This window comes from Paraburkholderia phenazinium (assembly GCF_900100735.1).
GTDB lineage: Bacteria > Pseudomonadota > Gammaproteobacteria > Burkholderiales > Burkholderiaceae > Paraburkholderia > Paraburkholderia phenazinia.
Map to the genome: position 1 here is coordinate 14,013 of NZ_FNCJ01000014.1, position 21,391 is coordinate 35,403.

General features: G+C 61.4%; 14 protein-coding genes and 1 pseudogene. 2 read left to right on the forward strand and 13 right to left on the reverse strand.

The genetic code is table 11. The features are described from left to right. Positions 1 to 11 precede the first annotated feature (11 nt). Together BLQ92_RS26450 and BLQ92_RS26455 are read left to right on the forward strand one after the other, a co-directional pair. A complete protein-coding gene (locus tag BLQ92_RS26450) occupies positions 12 to 1,526 on the forward strand; it encodes an FAD-dependent oxidoreductase (protein ID WP_090688632.1) in 1,515 nt (504 codons plus the stop codon). Positions 1,527 to 1,601: 75 nt separating this feature from the next. After that, positions 1,602 to 2,330 carry a nitroreductase family protein gene (locus tag BLQ92_RS26455; RefSeq protein WP_090688635.1) on the forward strand — a complete coding sequence of 243 codons (729 nt, stop codon included), beginning with the start codon at positions 1,602 to 1,604 and terminating at the stop codon, positions 2,328 to 2,330. 932 nt (positions 2,331 to 3,262) lie between these two features. Here the strand turns inward: BLQ92_RS26455 and tnpC are convergent. The 13 genes and pseudogenes from tnpC to BLQ92_RS26530 form a co-directional block, all read right to left on the reverse strand. Continuing rightward, positions 3,263 to 3,628, reverse strand: a complete 366-nt coding sequence (gene tnpC / locus BLQ92_RS26465) for a Tn3 family transposase post-transcriptional regulator TnpC (protein WP_090688637.1) — start codon at positions 3,626 to 3,628, stop codon at positions 3,263 to 3,265. Then, a pseudogene (locus tag BLQ92_RS26470) lies at positions 3,625 to 6,621 on the reverse strand (Tn3 family transposase). The gene tnpC and the pseudogene BLQ92_RS26470 overlap by 4 nt, the downstream one beginning before the upstream one ends. A gap of 559 nt (positions 6,622 to 7,180) precedes the next feature. After that, entirely contained in the window at positions 7,181 to 8,833 is a 1,653-nt protein-coding gene (locus tag BLQ92_RS26480) for a trimethylamine N-oxide permease (RefSeq protein ID WP_090688641.1), read from the reverse strand. A 114-nt stretch (positions 8,834 to 8,947) separates the two neighbouring features. Next, entirely contained in the window at positions 8,948 to 9,823 is an 876-nt protein-coding gene (locus BLQ92_RS26485; protein ID WP_090688643.1) for a glycine betaine ABC transporter substrate-binding protein, read from the reverse strand. A gap of 126 nt (positions 9,824 to 9,949) precedes the next feature. Beyond that, positions 9,950 to 11,095, reverse strand: coding sequence for an FAD-binding oxidoreductase (locus BLQ92_RS26490; protein ID WP_090688646.1), 1,146 nt, complete (start codon positions 11,093 to 11,095; stop codon positions 9,950 to 9,952). 45 nt (positions 11,096 to 11,140) lie between these two features. Beyond that, positions 11,141 to 12,382 carry an aromatic ring-hydroxylating oxygenase subunit alpha gene (locus BLQ92_RS26495; RefSeq protein ID WP_090688648.1) on the reverse strand — a complete coding sequence of 414 codons (1,242 nt, stop codon included), beginning with the start codon at positions 12,380 to 12,382 and terminating at the stop codon, positions 11,141 to 11,143. Between the two features lie 40 nt (positions 12,383 to 12,422). Next, a complete protein-coding gene (locus BLQ92_RS26500) occupies positions 12,423 to 13,208 on the reverse strand; it encodes a drug:proton antiporter (RefSeq protein WP_090688650.1) in 786 nt (261 codons plus the stop codon). Further along, positions 13,205 to 14,404: an electron transfer flavoprotein subunit alpha/FixB family protein gene (locus tag BLQ92_RS26505; protein WP_090688653.1), complete on the reverse strand. Its 1,200-nt coding sequence runs from the start codon at positions 14,402 to 14,404 to the stop codon at positions 13,205 to 13,207. Before BLQ92_RS26505 ends, BLQ92_RS26500 begins: the two co-directional genes overlap by 4 nt. Before the next feature lie 4 nt (positions 14,405 to 14,408). Then, positions 14,409 to 16,328, reverse strand: coding sequence for a (Fe-S)-binding protein (locus tag BLQ92_RS26510; RefSeq protein ID WP_090688654.1), 1,920 nt, complete (start codon positions 16,326 to 16,328; stop codon positions 14,409 to 14,411). Positions 16,329 to 16,330: 2 nt separating this feature from the next. Beyond that, the gene (locus tag BLQ92_RS26515; RefSeq protein ID WP_090688657.1) at positions 16,331 to 18,394 is read right to left on the reverse strand and encodes an NADH:flavin oxidoreductase; all 2,064 of its coding nucleotides are present in this window, start codon (positions 18,392 to 18,394) and stop codon (positions 16,331 to 16,333) included. A gap of 38 nt (positions 18,395 to 18,432) precedes the next feature. Continuing rightward, the gene (locus BLQ92_RS26520; RefSeq protein WP_090688662.1) at positions 18,433 to 18,966 is read right to left on the reverse strand and encodes a DUF5943 domain-containing protein; all 534 of its coding nucleotides are present in this window, start codon (positions 18,964 to 18,966) and stop codon (positions 18,433 to 18,435) included. A gap of 33 nt (positions 18,967 to 18,999) precedes the next feature. Continuing rightward, positions 19,000 to 19,971 carry a dipeptidase gene (locus BLQ92_RS26525; protein ID WP_090688664.1) on the reverse strand — a complete coding sequence of 324 codons (972 nt, stop codon included), beginning with the start codon at positions 19,969 to 19,971 and terminating at the stop codon, positions 19,000 to 19,002. Positions 19,972 to 20,037: 66 nt separating this feature from the next. Continuing rightward, on the reverse strand, positions 20,038 to 21,312 hold the full coding sequence (locus tag BLQ92_RS26530) for a serine hydroxymethyltransferase (RefSeq protein WP_090688667.1): 1,275 nt from the start codon (positions 21,310 to 21,312) through the stop codon (positions 20,038 to 20,040). Between the last annotated feature and the right edge of the window lie 79 nt (positions 21,313 to 21,391).

Below are 21,391 nucleotides of genomic sequence, written 5' to 3' on the forward strand. Positions count from 1 at the left end.
TTGGGAACGTAATGACAAAGCAATTTGCAACTGACGTCCTGATTTGCGGTGCGGGTGCGGCTGGCCTCACGCTAGCAATCGATCTGGCGCGAAGGGGCGTTTCATTCCGCCTGATTGAGAAGATGGACAATCCGTTCCGCGGCTCGCGCGGCAAAGGCATTCAGCCCAGAACCCAGGAAATTTTCGAGGATATCGGCATTCTCGACAGGATCGTTGCTGCCGGCGGCCCCTACCCCCCACAGCGCCGATATCTCGACGATTGCAGCTACACCGACTCTAATGCAGTGGAGCATGTCGATCCGACACCGGCAGAACCTTACCAGTTGCCGCTGATGGTCCCGCAGTTCCTGACAGAAAGCGCGATGCGCGCTCGTCTGGTCGAACTAGGGCAGCGTCCGGAATACGGCTGCGAGCTGGTGAGCTTCGAGCAGGATCTGGATGGTGTGACAGCACATGTGGCCGGTAAGACCGGTAAAGAGACGCTGCGGGTTCGGTGGCTCGTCGGCGCCGACGGCGGTCGCAGTCTCGTGCGCCACACGCTGGGCATCGACTTTCCGGGAAAAACCCTGGGTGTTCGAGCCGTCGTAGCCGACGTCGTGCTGACCGGACTCACGCGCGATGTCTGGCACCGGTTCGGTGACGGCGACATGACGCGGCAGATCTCGCTTTGCCCGCTCGCGGGAACCGCCATGTTCCAGATACCGGGGCCAGTCCCATCTGACGGCGATATCGACCTTTCGGCCGAAGGCTTGAACGCCCTGGTGGCGGAGCGTACCGGCCGCGACGACATAGGAATTCAATCCGTGTCCTGGTCATCTGTCTACACTATGAATGCACGGCTGGCGGATCGTTACCGCGTTGAGCGCGTGTTCCTTGTCGGGGATGCCGCCCACATTCATCCACCGACGGGCGGTCAGGGCCTCAATACCAGTGCACAGGATGCCTACAATCTTGGCTGGAAGCTGGCTGCGGTCGCCAATGGAGCGCCCGACTGTCTGCTCGACAGCTATGAAGAGGAACGCCGGCCGATAGCTGCCGCTATGCTTGGTCTGGCGACAAAGCTTCTGGACGCGCAGAAGCGCGGCGAGATGCAGCGTGGGCGCGAGGTGCATCAACTCGATATCGGTTACGCCGAGTCCTCTCTCACGTTGGAACGACCAGAACGTGCCGGGTGCCGGGGCGCCGGCGACCGCGCCCCGGATGCGCCGGTTCGGGGGGCAGCTGGCCAATCGACAAGGCTTTTCGAACTGTTCCGAGGCACGCACTGGACCTTGCTTGGCTACGAGGTCGAGCGCGGATCAGTGCGGCCACGTCCAGGTCTACATATCCATATCTTTGGCGCAACTGGCAACATATTGGATGACAGAGGCCACTTCCGTGACGCGTACGACATCACTGCCGGCGATTGGGTATTGGTGCGTCCCGATGGCTACATTGGTGCAATTATCACCGGCGTCGATATCGAAACGCTGGAAGCTTACCTTGCACGGGTAGGACTTGGCGTGGCGAATGCCTTTCATAATTAGCGCGATTTCCACCGGTAGTTATCACACGCCGATGATCGTCTACACCTCACAAATTCTTCTACCTAACTTCGCCCCATGAACTCACCAGACCAATTGCAGCCCTGGGCCCACTTCCAGGCTGCGAATCGCTTTCGCCGGGCAATTCGCGATTTTGACTCGACCCCGATCGCGAGCGATGACGTGTACGCTCTGCTCACTGAAGCCGCGTTCTCGCCTTCGAGCGGCAACCTGCAGCCCTACGAGCTGCACTGGATTCGAAACCCTTCTTTGAAAGCGAGCGTCGCGTCGGCATGCAATGGGCAGAAAGCCGCCAGTTCAGCGACCGAGCTTATTGTTGTTGTAGCCAGTCCCGCACTGGGAAAGCAAACGGCCACGGCGCGACTGGAGCATGTCGAAAGCTCGTCGGCGCTAGAGCCAAAGTCGAAGGCCTATTACCGCAAGCAGATCGGGAAATTCAACAAGATCCTGGGAGTCGGCTCTTCGGCATTCTGGTCACCGCTCCTCTTTGTTGCGGCGCTCATTCGTCCGAGTTTGTCCCTGCTTCCTGTCGGCAACATTGGCAGTCGTCATTGGGCTGCCCGCAATGCGATTTTCGCGGCGCAAACCCTTATGCTGGGAGCCGCGGCCAAAGGGATTGACTCATGTCCGATGGAAGGCTTTTCCGCGTTGAAGGTTGCCAGGCTTCTCGGACTTCCGCGTGGGTCAGTCATCCCAATCGTTATCGCACTCGGGTACCGCGCAAAGGATGCAAGAATTGAAGAGCGGTGGCGTCGTCCACTGGAAAGTCTGGTGATCTGTCGGTAACGTGAATCCTGCTGAAGCGGCTAGAAACTGCCTGCCAGCAGATTGAGTTCAGCTATGATCAATGACGTCGATCGGTTCACGGTGCAGGTAGACTCGAAGGTCTGCATCCAGGCGAAACATCATTGCGCTCCCAGCGGGGCAACTATCGCCGTGACGAGACTCACATCGTGTCGCGAGCATTCGAGTTTGAACGTCACTCCGTTGGGAAACTGCGCTGACAGCCGCGCCGTCGGACGCGACACACTCGCCCATTGCTTGTGAATCTCTGACGCCGACAACGCCGCAGGCTTGCGATCGAGACTGGAAGCGCCGCGCTCGTTGATAGCAACCAGGGGTGAACGCCGCCGCTGCTGGCTCGATCGGATCACTCGCTGCACGAGCGCCGTTTGCTCTCGCATGTAGTCGTATCTACTTGTGAAGCTGGTTCGCATTCACGTGAGCCTGAGTGCGAGCCCGGCGATTGACGGCCCAACCCGCGCGCACACCTTGATCAGTCGGCGCTTACCCTCAGGGTCCTACTTGCGCTCGCCGTTGGAGCACTCTCGAAAGACCCGGAGTGGCAGAAACTCATACTCATCATCGATCCAGAGCCACGGCGACACGCTCAACGGCATCGTGGTGATGATCCCGGGCGTTTTGCTAGCCTGCTGGCTGGTCTATGTGAACATCCGGCACACGGAGGCATGTACGGCATCGGTGGCTCCATCGCACAACTCGGCCTCTTCTCAGTTCTGCCTTGGATGTGGATGCCGTTGATGGTCGTGGCTCTCATCGGGTACTTCCTGCTGCTGACGAGCGCTAAGCCGGTGTACGTCAACCATTGAAATCGGGAAGCTGCGGATTCGTCCTTTTGGCCGATTTAATGAATATGCGAATCTTCGAATATTCAGGAATCCCGGCCGATCCTCAATGATAGGGGCGCCGGTGCCCGTTCAATCCTCGCCGAATCCCTCATCCGGGTGCAGCGCTTCAAGCGGTTCAAGGATCGTCCTCACCCGTGTCAATTCTGCGATGAAGTTGTCGATCAGATCGAGCGCATCCAGCACCTGCTCCGCTAAGGTGCCATCGTGTCGCGACGGCACCGATGGCGCACCGTTTAAGACAGCGTGCGCCATGCTGTGGATCTCCAGCAGATCGTCGCGTAGCCCCTCGGGATCGTGAAGCTGGGCTCGGAGGCGATCGACGATATCGACGGCGGCCAGCAGGCGCGTTGTGTCGTAGCTCGATTCGAGCCGCTCGAGCGCGGCTGTGTCGACATCGCCGAAACAGGTCGTAGTGATAGCCGGGCGTGCAGTCATGAGCGGGATGGGTAGGTACCGGCAGCATAGCCGAACAGCGGATCCCTGATCCAGGCTTCCGGCCGACGATCCAGGTGCAGTTTATAGTGGCCAAAACGCCGAATGTTGTGAGTCGGGTACGGGCTCAGAAATTCGATGTCATCGACACGCACTTTCTCGCCTTTTGCCGCCATCTCGCGCAGCGTCTGCATCATGTCCACTGTGTTTTACAAGATAACGGCCGATGCGACCAGGTCATTGTACCGTAGCCGTTTCTGCTGCTCCTCTGGCTCGTTCTCGGCGATTACGTCCCCGCCGAACGACAGCCATTTGGAGAAACCATTGTACGACTCGATCTTGTTCGTGTTCGCGGTGACCTCCTGCCGCAGTTCGAGGCTGCCGATCCACTCGAGCAGGAATATCGTGCGAACGACGTTGCCGAGTTCGCGCGCGGCCAGGTACAGTCGGTTCTTGCGGCTTTCAGAGCCGAGTCGGAGCAGCAGCAGCGGCGACGAAATCGTGCCCGCCTGAATCGACAGCGTGACCTGCATCAGCTCCTGCCAGTGCTGCTCGATCAGCACCCAGTCGATGGTCGCCGTGAACAGCTTGTCGATGTGCCTGTATTTTCCCTTGCTGTCCGGCCGGTATAGGACGAGGTCCTTCCAGTTGCGAATCCGCGGCATCAGGTTGATGCCGAGCAGATACGCGAATGCGAAAACTGCGGCTGACTGGCCCTGCGTATCGGCATGAACGGTATCCGCCTTGACTGACAGGCCGGCCTTCAGCAGGCCCTCGATCACATAGATCGCTTCCCACACGCCGGGCGGAATGAAGTGCTGAAACACCGCGATATAGTTGTCGGCGACGTGCCGATACGCGACCGCGCCCATTTTCCGGTAGCGGAAGTGATAGCCGGCCAGCAGGTTGTTGTCGTAGAAGTCTTACTGCGTGCCGTCGGCCGCCACCGTCTTGCCATCGCCCCAGTGTTTTGGCAAATCCAGCCGCAGGTACAGTTCAATCAGCTCGCGTTGTGCGGTCTCGAGCCTGTCCAGACTCATATGCGGGCGGTTGACGAACGACAGCATGTGCGCGGTGACATCAGAATCGAGATGGCGGGCCGTCTGAATCGGACCAAGATTGCAGCCCATCGCGAAAATGGTCAGCAGGTAGCGCTCGGCGGCCTTGCGAATCTGCGGATCGCTCCCGGACAACGGTCCAAAGTGCCGCGTGAAATGGGTCCAGTGTTCGATGTTAGCGAGGATGTCCAGCATGTTGCGCGTCGGCAGGCGGGCGTTGAGCCGCTCCTGCAAGGCGATCGCGCTCGCCGGGATCTCTTTCGCGACGGTTTTGCGCAAGATCGGTTCGCCGTGACGGTCGATCACGACGTGCTCGCGCTTGCGCGGCAATTCGTCATCGAGATTGCGGGCGGCATCCGTTAGCCATTGACGGAGATGATGCACGAAGTCACTACCGGTCGTTGGCATGCCGAGCTTGTCGCAATAGTCCGGCAACTGCTGCTCGCACTGCCGCCATGGCAGCAGGTGGTCGCGATAGTCGGCGTAGGCGTCGGAGCCCGATACGCACAGATCGCCGACTCGCAACTCCTCGGCCATGTACGAGAACACGCAGAGTTCGAGGTATCGTCGATTGGTCGGCGATCCATCGCCGTGGGAGCGATGCACGAGTTTGCGCCACCGCGGCGCGGCAAAACTGACGTCGACGTCCGCATCGATCCACTCCCGATGCAGTGATTCGTTCTCCAGCACCGCGTCGAGTGCGTTCAGCAGCGAGCGGACCGGGCTGGTCGAATCCCATTCGAGGGTACGGGCGACACGCATCATGACCGAACGGTGCACTTTGAAATGCTTCCAGAGCAGCGGCAGATAGTTGCGGCCGCTGAACGCGCGGATCGCCGCACAGCTCTCGCGCAACGGCTCCAGATCGCCTTTCGGCGCGAGCAGCTTCCTGACCGCCCGGGCGATGGCCGTCTCGTCGGATTCGTCGGCGAGGATGTCGACCACGCCGTCCAGCAGGACCACGAGGTCCTCGACCTGATCGCGCTGTTTGCGCTGGATCGTGTCCAGTTCGTCGCTCGCGCGCTTGTGGATGGCACCCATGCGCCGCACGAACATGTCGGCGAGATCGTCGCGGGCGCGCACGCGCATGCGGTTTAGGAGCGCGACGATGAGTATGTAGCGCTTCTCGGGCAGCGTGTCGTTCCTGAGCGCCGACGCGTCGAGCGCCATCGCCTGATTCGCGAGCGAGCGCAGCTTTGAGGCTGGAATCCCGGCAACGGCCAGTGAAAAATCGCCGAGCTCGTCGAGCCAGGCAATCTGGTCAATCAGTAGCTCCAGATGCTGGCGCGATGGGCGTTTTGCATGACGCTTGATCCGGTTGTAGGCAGTCTGCCGGCTCGACAGGTCGCGCGCGAGCAGGCGGTCGAGCGCGAGCTTCTGTTCATCGGTCAGGCGTCGCGTGACGCGCTTGAAGAGCCGGGATTGCGCCCGGGCGTGGATCTGTTCGGTCAACCGGTCGAGCGTCGAGAACGCCGGCAGCTCGATATCGCGCGCGATCAACTCGTCGATCGTCGCGTTGATGATGTCCACCGGCTGGTCCATTGTCAGCGACGCCGTGTGCGCCGCCCGTGTCGCGATCGCGTTCGCGTCGGTGCCGTAATACGGCTTCACGTCGAGCCAGGTGCGTACCGCGGTGTAATGCCGGAAGAGCGTTGGAGACGACTCGGTGTCGTAGCCGAATTGCACGGTGTCGCCGATGTCGGCGGCGGCACGCACGTGATCAGCGATGACGGGCGGTACAGTGTCGAGCGGCGGGAAATAGTGCAGTTGCTGAAAGACCTTCAGCAGCACCAGTAGGCCCAATCGAGGTCGCTCCCCGCGCGTTGACCGGCGTGCCCATTCGAGTTCGTCGGGCAGTGGGGTATAGCAGGCTTGCAATTCCCGGGGTGCCAGAACCTCGGGGAAGCGCGGGTACGCGGTGCGTTCGAGGGTAGCCATTGCGGATCGTCCGGATCGCAGAGGGTCGCTCAGATTAACGCAAGAAAAATCGGACGTTACTGCACCAAATCGCAATAATCAGACCAATCTTTATAACTACGATGCTTATGATAGGAATTTGCGCTTACCTTGTTCATGGCCCAACAATGGTCCAGCGAGTCGGCAGGTGCAGGTGCGCTCCACATAGCGGTGACGCCTATTCAACAAGAGCCGGTGAATCAATATAATTAGAATACCTACTTATTTTCCAAAGGGCGTTATGCCCTTCGGCGGGGCGCGCAGCGCAACGCTGGAACGGATGATGGCCTTGTCACTACCGTGGGAAATGCGAGGGCAGGTCTCGTCTTAGGCCGTTCCCAGAGGTGTACCGAGATGGCTCACTACTCGCTAGCGGTGTGAGCCCGCTTTCTTTGCCTACTTTCTTTGCGGCGGCAAAGAAAGTAGGTGCCGCCCCGCACAGGGGCGAACCTAATAGACCACCAAGAATGCAAGGAAAGGCCAACACCATAAGAACACCAAACCAGACCAAGGCGCCGCAGGCAAAAAAAAACCCAACACCTCAATAAAACGGCATGGCCAGACGATGAGAACCCCACACCACAACCACACCCAACGCAAGCGCGCCAAACGTTAAAACCCGCCGCCACGGGGTCAAGGCCGCACCCTGCTCCATATCGTGCGTCATCCGCGCCGGAAACCTCCCTCGATCCTGCCAAAAATGGCGATAAAAAAACACCGGCACGATCAGCAGCATAGCAATCAGCCCATTGCGCATTGTCCCCTCTCCCTGCAAATCCGCACCAGCACCAATAAACGCCAGATCCAGGTACCCGCACAAAGCACCCGCCAGCAGCAACCACCAGGCACACCGAAACGGCCGATCCGCCTTCGGCCGATCCATCCGATGAATCCATCCCGATTGCAGATTCAAAAACACAAAAATCATGTAACAGACGTTCGAGACCGATAGAACGGTCATATAGTCCGACATCATCAACAAAATCAGATTGAACCCAAGATCGGTCCACATCGCCCGCGTCGGCGACCCATGCTCGTTCACATGCGAAAGATACCGCGGCAGCCAGCCATCCACCGATGCCTGGTACAACGTACGAGACGACCCCATCATCGACGTCATCACGATCAGCAGGATCGACAGCATCAGCATAACCACGATCACCGCCGATACCATTGCACCGCCGCCCACCATACGCGCCATCGCCGCTGCAACACCGGTGCCGTCGACGATCTTCGGATCAAGCATACCGGCCGTGCCGAGCGCGCCCTGAAACGCGAGCGGAACCAGTGTCATCACCAATAGACACAACAAGCCGGACCAGAAGATCGCCTTCACCGTATCCGTGCGGGGATTGCGAAACTCACGCGTGTAGCACACCGCAGTCTCGAACCCGTACGCGGCCCAGCCCGCCATGAACATGGCGCCAAAGGCCATGGTGATACCCGTACCGTTCCATGTGCCGAAGCTCGACGCAGTCAATTGCCCGTGAGCGTCGTGTCCAAGCGGAAGAAGTGGCCACAAATGGGCCGACGGCACATCGCCAGTGACAAACGGCACGATCCCCACGATCAACAACGGCGCTAACGATGCAATGCCGAGAATGCGCTGCGTCTTCGCCGCTTTAGATGCGCCGCTATGCTGAAGTTTGAAGGTGATGAGGAGAAAGGCCGCTGCAATCAGGAAGGTCGCATTGATCCGCAGCGTCAGGCCTTGCTTGATAAAGCCCAGATCGAGGAGCGTCCAGCGCCAGGTGTTGATCGCGGCATCGGCCGCGAACAGGCTCGTCAGCGCGTAGTTGGCGGCGAGCCCGGTGCCGAGCGCGAGCATCGGCGACCACGCCAGCCAGTTGCACCACACCGATACCGGTGCAAGGGTTTTGCTGTAGCGCACCCACGCCATGGCGCCATACACCGAGGCGCCACCCGACTTATGAGGAAATAACCCGGATATTTCCGCATAAGTCGCACTCTGCAGCAGTCCCATCACGATCGAGGCGATCCAGATGGCCCAGGCGGGTTGCCCGATCGACGCTGACACGCCGCCGATCGTAAAGAGAATGCCTGCGGGTACGCCGCTCGTTACCCAGAAGGCGTCCTTCCATGTCAGACCGCGCTGCAGCGTGTGACCTGCCTCACGATCCGTATCTTGCTGCGCGCCGTGCGCGCCACGCGTTCGCGGTGTTACCTGTTCCATCCAGAGCTCTCCTGTGAAGAGCCTGCCCCGGGCCGAAACGCTTCCAACCAAATACACGGTACAGGTGGCCACACCACCGCCTGCACCGTGTTCATGCAACGTCAAAGAGGGACGTTACTGCGCTCCAGCCACCCAGCTATCCACGCGATCGCCATGTGCGGCGATCCATGCGTCGGCTGCGGCGGCAGGCTTGGCACCGTTCTCCGTCGCCAGCATCACGCTGTCGATTTCGCCCGGCTTCCATTGAAATTTCTTCAGAAACGCAACCACGGGTGCTGCCTTTGTCTCAAGCCCCGGGTTGATCACATTGTCGACGTGTTCCGCGTCGCCGTAAACCTTCTTCGGATCGTCGAGGAACTTGAGCTTCCACTTCGCAAACATCCAGTGCGGCGCCCAACCCGTGACAATCACAGGTTTATTGGCATGCATCGAGCGCGCAAGTTCCGCAGTCATCGCACTGCCGGAGCTCGGCATCAGTTGATAATCGAGGTTATAGGCCTTGATCGCATCGTCCGTTTTCTTCATCACGCCCGCGCCGGCATCGATGCCGACGATGCGCCCGCCGAAGTCCGCTTTGTGATCTGCCAGATCGCTAATGCTTTTTTCAGGGATGTCGGCCGGCACGATCAAGCCGATCTTTGCATCTGGGAAGTTGGTGCCGAGATCCGTCACCTTGGTCTTGAACTGATCCCAGTACGCGCCCTGCGTCACCGGCAGCCAGGCCGACAGCGTCGCATCCAGGTCGCCGCGCGCGACCCCTTGCCACATGATGCCGGCCGCTACCGGCACCAGTTGAACCGGGTAACCCAGGCGCTTTTCGATCACCGCGGCCGCCACGTTCGACGTCGCCACGCTATCGTCCCAACCTTCCACGTAACCAATCTTGATGGTCGGTTTCGTGTCGGCAGTCGCCGTCACGGTAACCCCCAGCATCGTAATCAGCACAGCCCCTAAGGCGCTGCAAAGCAGCCGTTTTCTCAAGCCTTTCATGGTGATCTCCTTGTACCCGCCCGACGCGGTGAGTCTTTAGAATCCCTAGCCAGAAATCCCCACGAAGTAAGCTTTGCGACACCTGTCTGTCTAAATGCGACTTGCATAGCCGCTTGATTCCGCAGACTATTTCTCGACCACCAGATCCGTTAGCGGCTTGCTGCAACACAACAGCACCATGCCCTGGTCTATCTCGCGCTGGCGGATGCCGCCGTTGTGTTTCATCTCCACCTGTCCCGATACCAGCTTGACCTTGCAGGTGCCGCACATCCCTTGTGTGCACGATGCCGGCAGGCGTACGCCAGCTTGCCGTGCCGCATCGAGCACGTGCTGATCGGTAGCGCAAACAATCTCACGGTTACTGCGCGTGAAGCTCACAGCAAACGTGGCCGCCGTGGAGGCTGCTTCGGAAGCGCCCGGCGCCACTTCGGCAAGCAGTTCGGGGGCATCTTCAATCAGCGTCTCGAAGGAGAAACTTTCTTCGTGATAGTGCTTGTGTTCGAACCCGGCTTCGTTCAGCAGATCGCGCACGGCCTTCATATACGGTGCTGGACCGCAAGTAAATATTTCGCGCTCCATGAAATCCGGTGCGATCAGCTTGAGCAGCGGCAGCGTCAGAAACCCGGTGACACCAGGCCAGTTGGTGCGTGTGCCAACCCGCTCGCACACGAACGATGTGCGGAAATTGCTCTGGTTAGCCGCAATCAGATCGAGTTCGCGCGCAAAGATAATGTCGTCCGGGGTGCGGGCGCTATGCACGAACACAATGTCGCGATCCTCGCTCAACTCGTGATGCGCGCGGCTCATCGACATCAGCGGTGTAATGCCCGAGCCCGCCGACAGAAAGAGATATTTGCGCGCCGGATGCCGCGCGCAAGTAAATTCACCCGACGGCCCCAGCACGCGCACTTGCGCACCGGCTTGCAGGTTATCGTGCAGCCAGTTCGATACCTTGCCGCCGGGCACGCGCTTTACGGTAATCGAAATCGTATGCGGACGGGTTGGCGATGAGGAGATCGTGTAGCACCGGTTGATCGTCTCGCCGTCAATCTCCAGCTCGAGCGTGACGAACTGACCCGGTTCGAAAGAAAACGCATGTCCTGCTGGCGAGCGGAAGAAGAAGCTCTTCACGTCATGCGTTTCCTGACGGACCTGGCAGCAGACGAGTGTCTCTTCGACGTCGCTTGTCCAGCGCGCCGGCAGCGCGCCCCAGAATTGCGGCCGGGTCAGCCGGCTTTCAACGGGTTCGAAGGTTGCCGCATCCCGCATCATTGTTCGCTCCACCTGCCGCCTGGCATCCAGTTGTGAAATCAGTCTTTAGTTGTCGATCTGCGCTGCGAGGCGCCGGATATACCAGTCGCTGAACTTCTCGACGAGCCCTTCGGTGAACGGCGAATACGGCCCCGGCTCGTAAGCGCTGCTCGAAGCGCCGCGTTGCGAATACTCCACCAGCGCGCGATCCTGATCGTTGGTCGCGTTCCAGACGGCGGTGAGATTCTTCACGTCGTAGTCGATGCCTTCCTTCGCGTCCTTGTGCACGAGCCATTTCGTGCGCACCAGGGTTTCGCCCGCCGAAAGCGGAATCACCGAGAACGTCACAATGTGATCGCTCATGAAGTGGTGCCACGAGTTCGGCTGGGTCCAGAACGACAGGCCGCCCAGATCGGCCTGCTTGAACTCGCCTAGCAGCTTCTTCGAAGCCACCTTGGCGTCGAGCGTCTGCGATTCGCCGCTGCGATCGAGCGGCAGGCGTTGGGTGCGAAAACCCGTCACATCCGACAAGCGGTCCACTTCGACCGAAGGCAGGTCCAGCGCTTCCCACTGCGCGGCCCGCTCCACGCAGGTGCGCTCGAATGCGGCCATGCCCTCGGCGGTTGCCGGCGACGGCTGATAGCCGAAGCCGTATTCGTAAAGCGAAATCGTCAGCTCCGGATGGTTCGCGACGCAGTGATAGCACTCGCGGTTGTTCTCCATCGTCAGCTTCCAGTTGCCTTTCTCGATGATGTCGATGGTCGCCGCGATCTTGCAGTTCGGCAGGTCGTGCGGCAGCAGATACGGCTCCATGGCGGCGCGCATCGTCTCGAAGTCGACCGGCGACTCCTCTGCCAGGCAAATGAAAATCAGACCGGCGAGGCTCTGCACGTGGACCGTTTTGAGGCTGTGCTTGCAGCGGTCGAATTGTTCGCCCATATGCTCGGCAAACATCAACTGGCCCGTCAGGTTGTAGGTCCAGCTGTGATACGGGCAGACGATATTGCCGACCGAGCCCTTGTCCTCATTGCACAACCGGGCGCCGCGGTGACGGCAGACGTTGTGAAAGGCCCGCACCTGCATGTCGTCGTCGCGCACGATCAGAATCGAGTCGTTGCCGAGCTGAACGGTCGTGTAGTCGCCCGGCTCGGGGATATCCGGCTCGACTGCGACCTGAATCCAGTGCTTGCGGAAAATCGCTTCCATGTCGAGCGCGAAAATCTCGTCGCTCAGATAAAACGGCGCTTCGAGGCTGTAACCTTTCTTGCGCCGGTCGACCAGCGCGTGAATGTCTGCCGATACTTTCATGTGTGCTCCGGAATTGCTGGGGCCGTGGTGCGGCGCAAAATCAGTAATCGATGAGTTGATGCTCGCGCAAATAGCCGAGTATCACTTGTGCTTTTTCGACCGAAGTCCCTTCAATTACGACGCTGCCGCCGCGGCTTTCGGTGGTGGTCGCCGAGAGCATGCGCGCGTGGCCCGAGCGCTTCTCCTGGGCGACAAGGCGCACCGGCTTGCGCTGTGCTGGGGCGACGGTCCATTCGGCCGCGTCGGCGCTCAAGGGCGGCTTGACGTGCGAGGTATCGATCGAGCCGGCCCGTTGGCGGGCATACGCATAGCGCGGCGTGACGCTCGCAAGCGGATGCACCGCAACCACTGCAGGCAGCGCGGCTTCGACTCGCCTACGAACACCTTTCGGCAAGAATTGCCGCACCGTAACGCGGGCCTCGGCCACCTCGATGTCGACGGCCGCGCCGACCAGCGGATAGCCGAGCGCATCGGCAAGTTCATACGGCAGCATGCCGCTATCGAACGCGCCTTCTGCGCACGTGCCGGTCAATACGAGGTCGTAGTCTTGCAGGCGGACCGCGAGTGCCGCGGCGGCATCCCCATCCGGGCTACACGCAAGAACCTCCACGTGCTCGGCGCCGAGCGCCAGATACTCTTCAAGCGCAGGATTCGCAGGATCTCCCGCGTGCAGCGTATCGAGTCGCGCGCCGTGCTGGCGCGACAACGCGCGACCGATTTCCAGCGCGGCGGCATCGTTGCGGCTGTAGCGCGCCACTCCGCTCACCGGGTGACGGCCTACCGAAACGAGCACCGCAATGCGTGTCAGTTTGCGGCTCGCGCTCATGCTGCGACTCCCTCGGCAACGGGTTCAGTGGACGGCATGCCGGGTTGCGATCGCGCCGCTCGCGCGAGCCCGACGGCCTCGATCAACGAGGCGATAGTGGCCTGGGTATCGCCGATGATGCTCAGGTTGGCGCGCTTGACGATCGGCGCGCTACCGTCGAGATTGACGGCGATCACGTGGCGGCAATCCTTGATGCCCTGCAGATGCTGCACGGCGCCCGAGATGCCGAAGGCGATATACACGCTCGCCTCGACCGTTTTACCGGTGGCGCCGATCTGCTTGTCGCGGGTGAACATGCCGTTGTCGACGGCCACCCGGCTCGCGCCGATCGCCGCGCCGAATGAACCCGCCAGCTTTTCGAACGCGCCGACATCGGTCACGCCGTTGCCGGCTGAGACGATGAAATTGGCTTCTTCAAGCGCAACCTGAGCAGCGTCGATCTCTTCGATGCCCAGGTCACGATAAGGCGTGCTGGCCGACTGGCTAGCCGCCACCAGGGACGGAATCTCCAGACGCTCGCCCGCGCCGACAAACGGCAAGCGCGGATCGACAGCACCCGTCGCGAGCAAGACGATGTCGGGCAACGCACGGGTAGCGAACGACTTCTTTGCATGCACATAGGTCGCTACATGCGTACCCGATATTTCGGCCACATGCGTGGCGACGCTGGCCCTTGCATAGGCCGCGTAACGACGGCCGAGGTCGCCATCGCCGGTCGCGTTGTCGGGCATCAGGATGTGGGCAGGCGCAAGCTGCGCGACGCACGCCGCCAATGCTTGCAATTCGCTTTCCGGCGCAAACGCTCGCCGGTCGAACGACGCCAGCTCGATCACCTTGTCGGCGCCGAGCACAGCGGCGTCGTCTTTCAGCTCACCCAGCACCAGCAAGGCAACCTGGGTTTGCGCATTGGCGATCAACGCGGCGGCAGCGAGTGTCTGACGGGCATGTTCGTCGAGGGAGCCACGGTCGGTATGGGCCACCACCAGCAAGGTGCGTTGCGGGGCTTGCGTAGTGCGGCGCGGCTTCACAGCGGCTGCGCCACGCGCGGCTCCGTGCGCATGGGCCAGTGAAGCACCTAACGCCTCACCCTGCACAGCCCCCGCCTCCACCACTGCGCCCAGCGTAATCCGTCTGAGTCCCGACGCCGTAATCGTGAACGGCCGGCGCGGATCGATACGTTTGAGGATCGTGTTCATCGCTTCACTCCAGCGCCGCAGCAACGAGTTCGGCTACGTCGAGCACTTCCGGACGCGGACCGACCACGCCTTCGAGCATCGCCGTGCAGTTCGGGCAGCCCACTGCGACCACCTCGGCGCCAATCGCTCGCGCGTCGGCAATCCGGATGTCGGGAATGCGCTGCTTGCCGGGGATATCCGTCAAGGGCGCACCGCCGCCCCCGCCGCAACAACGGCCACGTTTGCCGTTGCGCTCCATCTCGACCACCTTGATACCGATCGATTTCAGCAGTTGCCGCGGCGCTTCTGTCTCGCCGTTATAGCGGCCCAGATAGCACGGATCGTGATAGGTGATGCGTTTGTCGGCCAGGGCCGCTGCGGCCCTCGGTGACAGCTTGCCCGATGCGACCAGGCTCGCGATCAAGCTCGTGTGATGCAGCACTTCAAAACGGGCACCCAGAGCGCGATATTCATTGCGCAGGCTGTGCATGACGTGCGGGTCGGCGGTAACGATGCGCTTGAACGCCAGGTTCGACAGGGTGCCCACCAATTGCTTCGCCATCCGCTGAAAGGTGGCTTCGTCGCCGAGACGGCGCGCTACGTCACCGGTATCGGTTTCTTCGCCACCCAGCACGGCGTAGTCGACACCGGCCTTGTTCAACACGGTGACGAGTGCCCGCAGCGTGCGCTGATAACGCATGTCAAACGCGCCTTCACCGGCCACCAGCAATACGTCGACCGGCTTGCCCGCTTGCGCGACCGGCGCATCCAGATCGACCGCCCAGTCATAGCGCGCGGCCTTGTCGAAACCGCCCGCCGTGCCGGTCTCGCGCAGATTCGCCAGCACTTCCGGGCCTTTGCCCGGCACCGTGCCATGCACCAGCGTCTGATTGCGGCGCATGTCGACGATCGCATCGACGTGCTCGATCAGCATCGGGCACTCCTGCACACAGGCGCGGCAGGTCGTGCACGACCACAGCGTGTCCGCCTCGATCAGGCTCGAGACGATCAGCCGGTCCGGCGCACCCAGGTGCTGTCCGACCGTAATGCCTGGCGTCGGGCTGCCGGCATAGGCCGCATCCGAGCCGCCCACCATACCCGTGACCAGATCCTGAATCAGCTTCTTGGGATTGAGCGGCTGCCCGGCGGCGAACGCGGGACATGCTGCTTCGCACTTGCCGCACTGCACGCAGGCATCGAAGCTCAGCAACTGGTTCCAGCGGAATTCCACCGGCTTGCCGACGCCGTATTCGTTCTCTTCGAGCACGGGTGTTTTCAGCGCCGTCGGCGGCGTCGCGTCGGCACGCACGTCAGCGTGACCGGCGAAACGCTCCTGACGCGGATGGAACGCCAGATGCAACAACCCGGCCAAGGCATGCTTCATCGGACCGCCGCGTGCCGCTCCCATGGTCATGGCGAAGGCGCCCACCGCGATCAGTAACGCAAAGATCACGGCAAGACCACCGGACATCGTCGACGCCGGCACCAGCACGAACAGCAACAGCCCCAAGGCGAACGAACCGAGCAACCAGGGCAAGGTATCCCACGGGCCCCGCGACAAGCGCGCCGGCACCGCTTTCGCTCCGCTGCGGCGGCGCCAGACGAACACCGCACCGACCAGCATGATCAGGGCCGCGAGGAAGATCAGCTTGTCGAGCCACGGCGAGTAAATTGCCAGGCCGTAGTTGAGAAACACCAGCGCAAACGCGGCAATCGCGCCGCCTGCCGTGGCAACGTGCGTCTTCGCAATGTACGGATCGCGCGCCACCACATGATGCAGATCGACAAAATAGCGCTTGGGGATGGTCAGCAGGTTGGTCCAGCCGAACGCGCCCGCCGCCGTCGCGCGTCCCAGCCGCCAGTACGACGAACGCTTCGCGACCGCAAACGCGAGGCCGGCGACCGATACCCACAGCAATGCGGTGATGAGAAACGCCGGGCTCATCGTTAGAAGTCCTTGCAGAGGCGCAGCGCGTCGTAGATCGCGCCGTGGATGTTGTGCATCGAGATGCAGTCGCCAACCCGGAACAACAGGAAGCGGCCATTGCCCAGTTCTTCCGAGAGCGAAGGCTGCGGCTCGGCGGCAAACAGCTTGTGCACGTCGACCTGGCCGCGGTTCACCGATTCCGGTTTCAGTTTCCAATACAGCTCGTCGTTGGGCGTACTGCCGTTTTCGATCACCACCTGATCGACAGCGCGTTCTTCCTGCTCTTCGGTGTACTCGTTGCGCAGCACGGCGATCTTCTTGCCGTCTTCTTCATAGACGCGATCGAGCCAGTAGTTCGGCGTGTGGATCACGCCCTGTGCATAGAGGCGCCGGTAGAATATCGGGAAGGTCGTGCCGCCGACGTCGTCCGCCACCTTCACGTCCGGCGTGACGATCTCGACTTTCGAACCGCGGCTGGCGATAAAGTCAGCCACACCAGCGCCCGCATGCGTGCTCACGCCGTCATAGACGAGCACGTTCTGCTTCGGCTCGACGCGGCCTGCAAGAATGTCCCACGAGCTGACCGCGAGACCTTCGTCCACACCCCAGGCGGGAACCTGCTGCGTAAAGCTGGATCCGCCTGTGGCCAGCACGATGATGTCCGGCTTCTCCGCAAGAATCATCTTGTCGTCGGCGGCGACACCCAGGCGCCGGTCCACGCCGAGACGTTTCGTTTCCATATCGAACCAGCGCACGATGCCCGCCATCTGCTCGCGCTGCGGCGCTTTCGCTGCCAGCATGATCTGGCCGCCAACCGCATCGCTCTTTTCAAACAGCACGACGTCATGGCCGCGCGAGCGGGCAACCCGTGCCGCTTCAAGACCAGCCGGCCCTGCGCCGACCACCACCACCTTGCGGCGTGGTCCGCGTGTCTTCTCGATCACATGCGGCATGGTCGCTTCGCGCGAGGTTGCGGCGTTTTGCACGCACAGCACGTCAAGGCCGTTGTACTGGCGGTCGATGCAGTAGTTCGCGCCCACGCACTGCTTGATTTCGTCCTCGCGCCCATCGCGGATCTTGATGACCATATGCGGGTCCGCAATCTGCGCACGCGTCATGCCGACCAGATCGACCATGCCGTTGGCCAGCAGACGTTCCGCCTGGCCTGCATCGCGAATGCTCTGCGCATGCATCACCGGCAGCTTCACGACCGACTTGATCCCCGCGGCGAGATGCACGAACGGTTCGGGCGGCAGCGCCATCGGCGGCATGCAGTTCGCTAGCGTGTTGTGCGTATCGGCACCGGAACCGATCACGCCGATATAGTCGATCAAACCGGTCTCGGCCATCGCCTGCGCGATTTCCTTCAACTGTTCGTGGTCGAGTCCGTCTTCGTGGAACTCGTCGCCACACATGCGCAAGCCGACACAGAAATCGCGCCCTACCGCTTCACGCACAGCCGTCAATACTTCGACGCCGAAGCGCAAGCGGTTTTGCAGACTGCCGCCCCATTCGTCCGAGCGGAAGTTGGTGCGCGGGCTCCAGAACTGATCGATCAGGTGCTGGTGGGCGGCGGAAATCTCGATGCCGTCCATGCCCGCCTGCTGCACGCGTTTCGCCGCCGCTGCGAAATCCGCGATGATGCGGCGGATTTCCTCGACTTCGATAATCTTCGCATTGCCGCGATGCACGGGTTCGCGCACGCCCGAGGGCGTCATCAGATGCGGCCAGTGCTCGCCATGAAACGCCGAACGGCGCCCCATATGCGTCGCCTGAATCATGATCTTCGCGCCGTGCCGGTGCATGGCTTCAGCGAGCCGTCCGAGCGGATCGACGATCTTGTCGGTCGACAGATTCACCGACTTCCACCAGCCCTGCGGACTATCGATCGACACCGGACTCGAGCCGCCGCACACGGCGAGGCCTACACCGCCCTTGGCCTTTTCCTCGTAGTAACGGATATAGCGGTCGCCGGGCAAACCGCCCGGTTCGGCATAGACCTCGGCATGCGCCGTGCTGACAATGCGGTTGCGCAGCGTCAACTGGTTCAGCGTCAAAGGTTTGAACAGATTCGGGTAACGCATCGCGGACGACCTCGGGCGGGGTTCTATTACGGCTAGTTTTAGTGGGCGAGCGGCGACACTTCGAAGACGCAATGCGCGTGGTGTTCGGCAGCGCACTGCACTTCCCTGGACTGCGAGCGCGGTGCGTTCTTGCCCGCTTCGGTGGTGTCGTTGACCCAATCCATCGCGCCGGCAAACCAGCCCGCGAACATGTAGCAGAGCTTGCCTTCCTTACCCGGTTGCGCCAGCACGAACGACGAGTGATGCAGTTCGATCCGCGCACGGGCGCTCGCCGGGTCGGCTTCGGCGATCTTGAAGAGACCCCAGCCGCGTTGCGACAGGCGGTTCAGGTAGTGCTCGAATACGGCCATGCCGCTGATGCCGTGTTGCTTCGCTTCCTTGTCGCACCAGTGATAGGCGGACTTGTAGCCGGCCTTGTAGAGAATCTCGGCGTAGGCGTCGCGGCCCAGCGCTTCTTCGACCGCCGTGTGGTTGTTGGTGAAGAAATGACGCGGCACGTACAGCATCGGCAGCGAGTCGGTGGTCCAGACGCCGGTGTTCGGATCGACGTCAATCGGCAGTTGCGGTTGCATCGCGGGTTACTCCGTGGGGAAAGTGTTATTTGATCAAGCGCCCCAGACGTCGCGGAACACGCGCACCCAGTTTTCGCCCATGATCTTGCGGATTCGCGTCTCGCTCCAGCCGGCCCGTTCCATCGCGGCGGTCAGGTTCGGAAATTCGCCGATGGTGCGGATACCTTCCGGATTCACGACCTTGCCGAAGTTCGTCAGACGGCGATAGCGGCCCTTGTCGTGCGTGATCCAGTCGAAGAAATCGACGGTATAGCCTTGTGTGAAGTCGGAGCCGATCCCCACGGCGTCTTCGCCGATCAGGTTCACTACATAATCGATGGCTTCGACATAGTCCTCAACCGTCGCGTCGATGCCGCGCTTGAGGAACGGCGCAAACATCGTCACGCCGACGAAACCGCCCGCATCGGCGATCTCCTTCAGTTGCTCGTCCGACTTGTTGCGCGGATGCTCCTTCAGGCCCGACGGCAGGCAGTGCGAATAACACACCGGCTTCTTCGAAGCGGCAATCGCTTCGGATGAAGTGTTGCCGCCGACGTGCGAGAGGTCGACCATGATGCCCACACGGTTCATCTCGCTGATCACTTCGCGGCCGAAGCCGGACAGGCCGCCGTCACGCTCATAGCAGCCGGTGCCGACCAGGTTCTGTGTGTTGTAGCAAAGCTGCACGACGCGCACGCCCATATCGGCAAACGCTTCGATATAGCCGAGGTTGTCCTCGAACGCATGCGCATTCTGAAAGCCGAGAATCACGCCCGTGCGCTTTTCCTTCTTCGCACGCAGGATGTCGTCGGTCGTGCGCACCAAGGTCAGCAATTCGCTGTTCTCGCGGATCTGCTGCTTCATCAAGGCGATGTTGTCGACGGTCTTGGCAAAGCTTTCCCACACCGAGACCGTGCAGTTCGTTGCGGTGATACCACCTTTTTGCATGTCTTCGAACACCGAGCGGTCGAACCGCGAAATGTTCAGGCCGTCGATGATGATGCTGTTCTCGTGCAGGGTGCTCATTCTGTTTGCTCCATCTGGCTGGCGTGTGTGGGGGCTGCTACGGCCGTAGCTTGGCGTGACAGCGAATCAGTAGATCGGGAAGCGTTCGCACAGCGCGAAGATCTCGCGGCGCACGCGCTGTTCGGTGGCCGCATCGCCTTCGGGCGAAATGCGCAGCGCCTCGAACACTTCAAGAATCAGGCGGCCGATCTCGCGGAACTCGCTAACGCCGAAGCCGCGTGTGGTGCCCGCAGGCGTGCCGAGGCGAATGCCGGAGGTGACCGTGGGCTTTTCCGTATCGAACGGGATGCCGTTCTTGTTGCAGGTGATGCCGGCACGCTCCAGTGCCTGCTCGACCTGGGTGCCTTTCAGGCCCTTCGGACGCAGGTCAACCAGAAGCAGATGGTTATCGGTGCCGCCGGTCACGAGATCCACGCCGCCTGCCTTCAGCACATCACCGAGTGCCTGGGCATTGGCCAGCACGCTGGCGATATACGACTTGAAGCCATCCTGCAGCGCTTCGCCGAACGCCACCGCCTTGCCGGCGATCACATGCATCAGCGGACCGCCCTGCAGACCGGGGAACACCGCAGAGTTGATCTTCTTGGCGATGTCTTCGTCATTGGTCAGCACGAAGCCGCCACGCGGGCCGCGCAAGGTCTTGTGCGTCGTCGAAGTCACGACATGCGCGTGCTCGACCGGATTCGGATGCCGGCCGGCGGCAATCACCCCGGCGATATGCGCCATATCCACCATCAGCTTCGCGCCGACGCTGTCGGCAATGGCGCGGAAGCGCGCAAAGTCGAGCACCCGCGGATAAGCCGAGAAGCCCGCGATGATCAGCGTCGGCTTATGCTCATGCGCAAGCGCTTCCACCTGGTCGTAATCGATGCGCAGCGTCTCGCGGTCCACGCCATATTGAACGGCGTTGAACCACTTGCCCGACAGCGCGGGCTTTGCGCCGTGCGTCAGGTGGCCGCCCGCATCGAGCGACATGCCGAGCACCGTATCGCCAGGCCGGGTCAATGCCAGCATCACGGCGCCGTTGGCCTGCGCACCGGAATGGGGCTGCACATTTGCGTAACCGGCATTGAACAGTTGCTTGACGCGCTCGATGGCGAGCGCCTCGATCTGATCGGCGAATTCGCAACCGCCGTAGTAACGCTTGCCCGGATAGCCTTCCGCATACTTGTTGGTCAACACCGAGCCTTGCGCTTCGAGTACGGCGCGCGAGACGATGTTTTCCGACGCAATCAGCTCGACCTGCGACTGTTGCCGCTCGAGCTCCTTAAGCACCGCGCTGCGCACCGGCGCGTCGCGTTCAGCGAGGGTCTGCGAAAAGAAAGGGTTGGCGTTCGACATGGGGCGTCCGTGAGTAATGGAATGCTGTAATGGAGGCAGCCCGCAAAACACCGTGAATCCCTTGACTGGCCTGCTGCCA

What these genes read in the sequence shown, in the direction of transcription:
- BLQ92_RS26455 (WP_090688635.1), top strand. Translation starts at nt 1,602, where the DNA reads ATGAACTCACCAGACCAATTGCAGCCCTGGGCCCACTTCCAGGCTGCG.
- BLQ92_RS26505 (WP_090688653.1), bottom strand. Translation starts at nt 14,404, where the DNA reads ATGAACACGATCCTCAAACGTATCGATCCGCGCCGGCCGTTCACGATT.
- BLQ92_RS26525 (WP_090688664.1), bottom strand. Translation starts at nt 19,971, where the DNA reads ATGAGCACCCTGCACGAGAACAGCATCATCATCGACGGCCTGAACATT.
- BLQ92_RS26500 (WP_090688650.1), bottom strand. Translation starts at nt 13,208, where the DNA reads ATGAGCGCGAGCCGCAAACTGACACGCATTGCGGTGCTCGTTTCGGTA.
- BLQ92_RS26520 (WP_090688662.1), bottom strand. Translation starts at nt 18,966, where the DNA reads ATGCAACCGCAACTGCCGATTGACGTCGATCCGAACACCGGCGTCTGG.
- BLQ92_RS26510 (WP_090688654.1), bottom strand. Translation starts at nt 16,328, where the DNA reads ATGAGCCCGGCGTTTCTCATCACCGCATTGCTGTGGGTATCGGTCGCC.
- BLQ92_RS26490 (WP_090688646.1), bottom strand. Translation starts at nt 11,095, where the DNA reads ATGATGCGGGATGCGGCAACCTTCGAACCCGTTGAAAGCCGGCTGACC.
- BLQ92_RS26480 (WP_090688641.1), bottom strand. Translation starts at nt 8,833, where the DNA reads ATGGAACAGGTAACACCGCGAACGCGTGGCGCGCACGGCGCGCAGCAA.
- BLQ92_RS26485 (WP_090688643.1), bottom strand. Translation starts at nt 9,823, where the DNA reads ATGAAAGGCTTGAGAAAACGGCTGCTTTGCAGCGCCTTAGGGGCTGTG.
- BLQ92_RS26450 (WP_090688632.1), top strand. Translation starts at nt 12, where the DNA reads ATGACAAAGCAATTTGCAACTGACGTCCTGATTTGCGGTGCGGGTGCG.
- BLQ92_RS26530 (WP_090688667.1), bottom strand. Translation starts at nt 21,312, where the DNA reads ATGTCGAACGCCAACCCTTTCTTTTCGCAGACCCTCGCTGAACGCGAC.
- tnpC (WP_090688637.1), bottom strand. Translation starts at nt 3,628, where the DNA reads ATGACTGCACGCCCGGCTATCACTACGACCTGTTTCGGCGATGTCGAC.
- BLQ92_RS26495 (WP_090688648.1), bottom strand. Translation starts at nt 12,382, where the DNA reads ATGAAAGTATCGGCAGACATTCACGCGCTGGTCGACCGGCGCAAGAAA.
- BLQ92_RS26515 (WP_090688657.1), bottom strand. Translation starts at nt 18,394, where the DNA reads ATGCGTTACCCGAATCTGTTCAAACCTTTGACGCTGAACCAGTTGACG.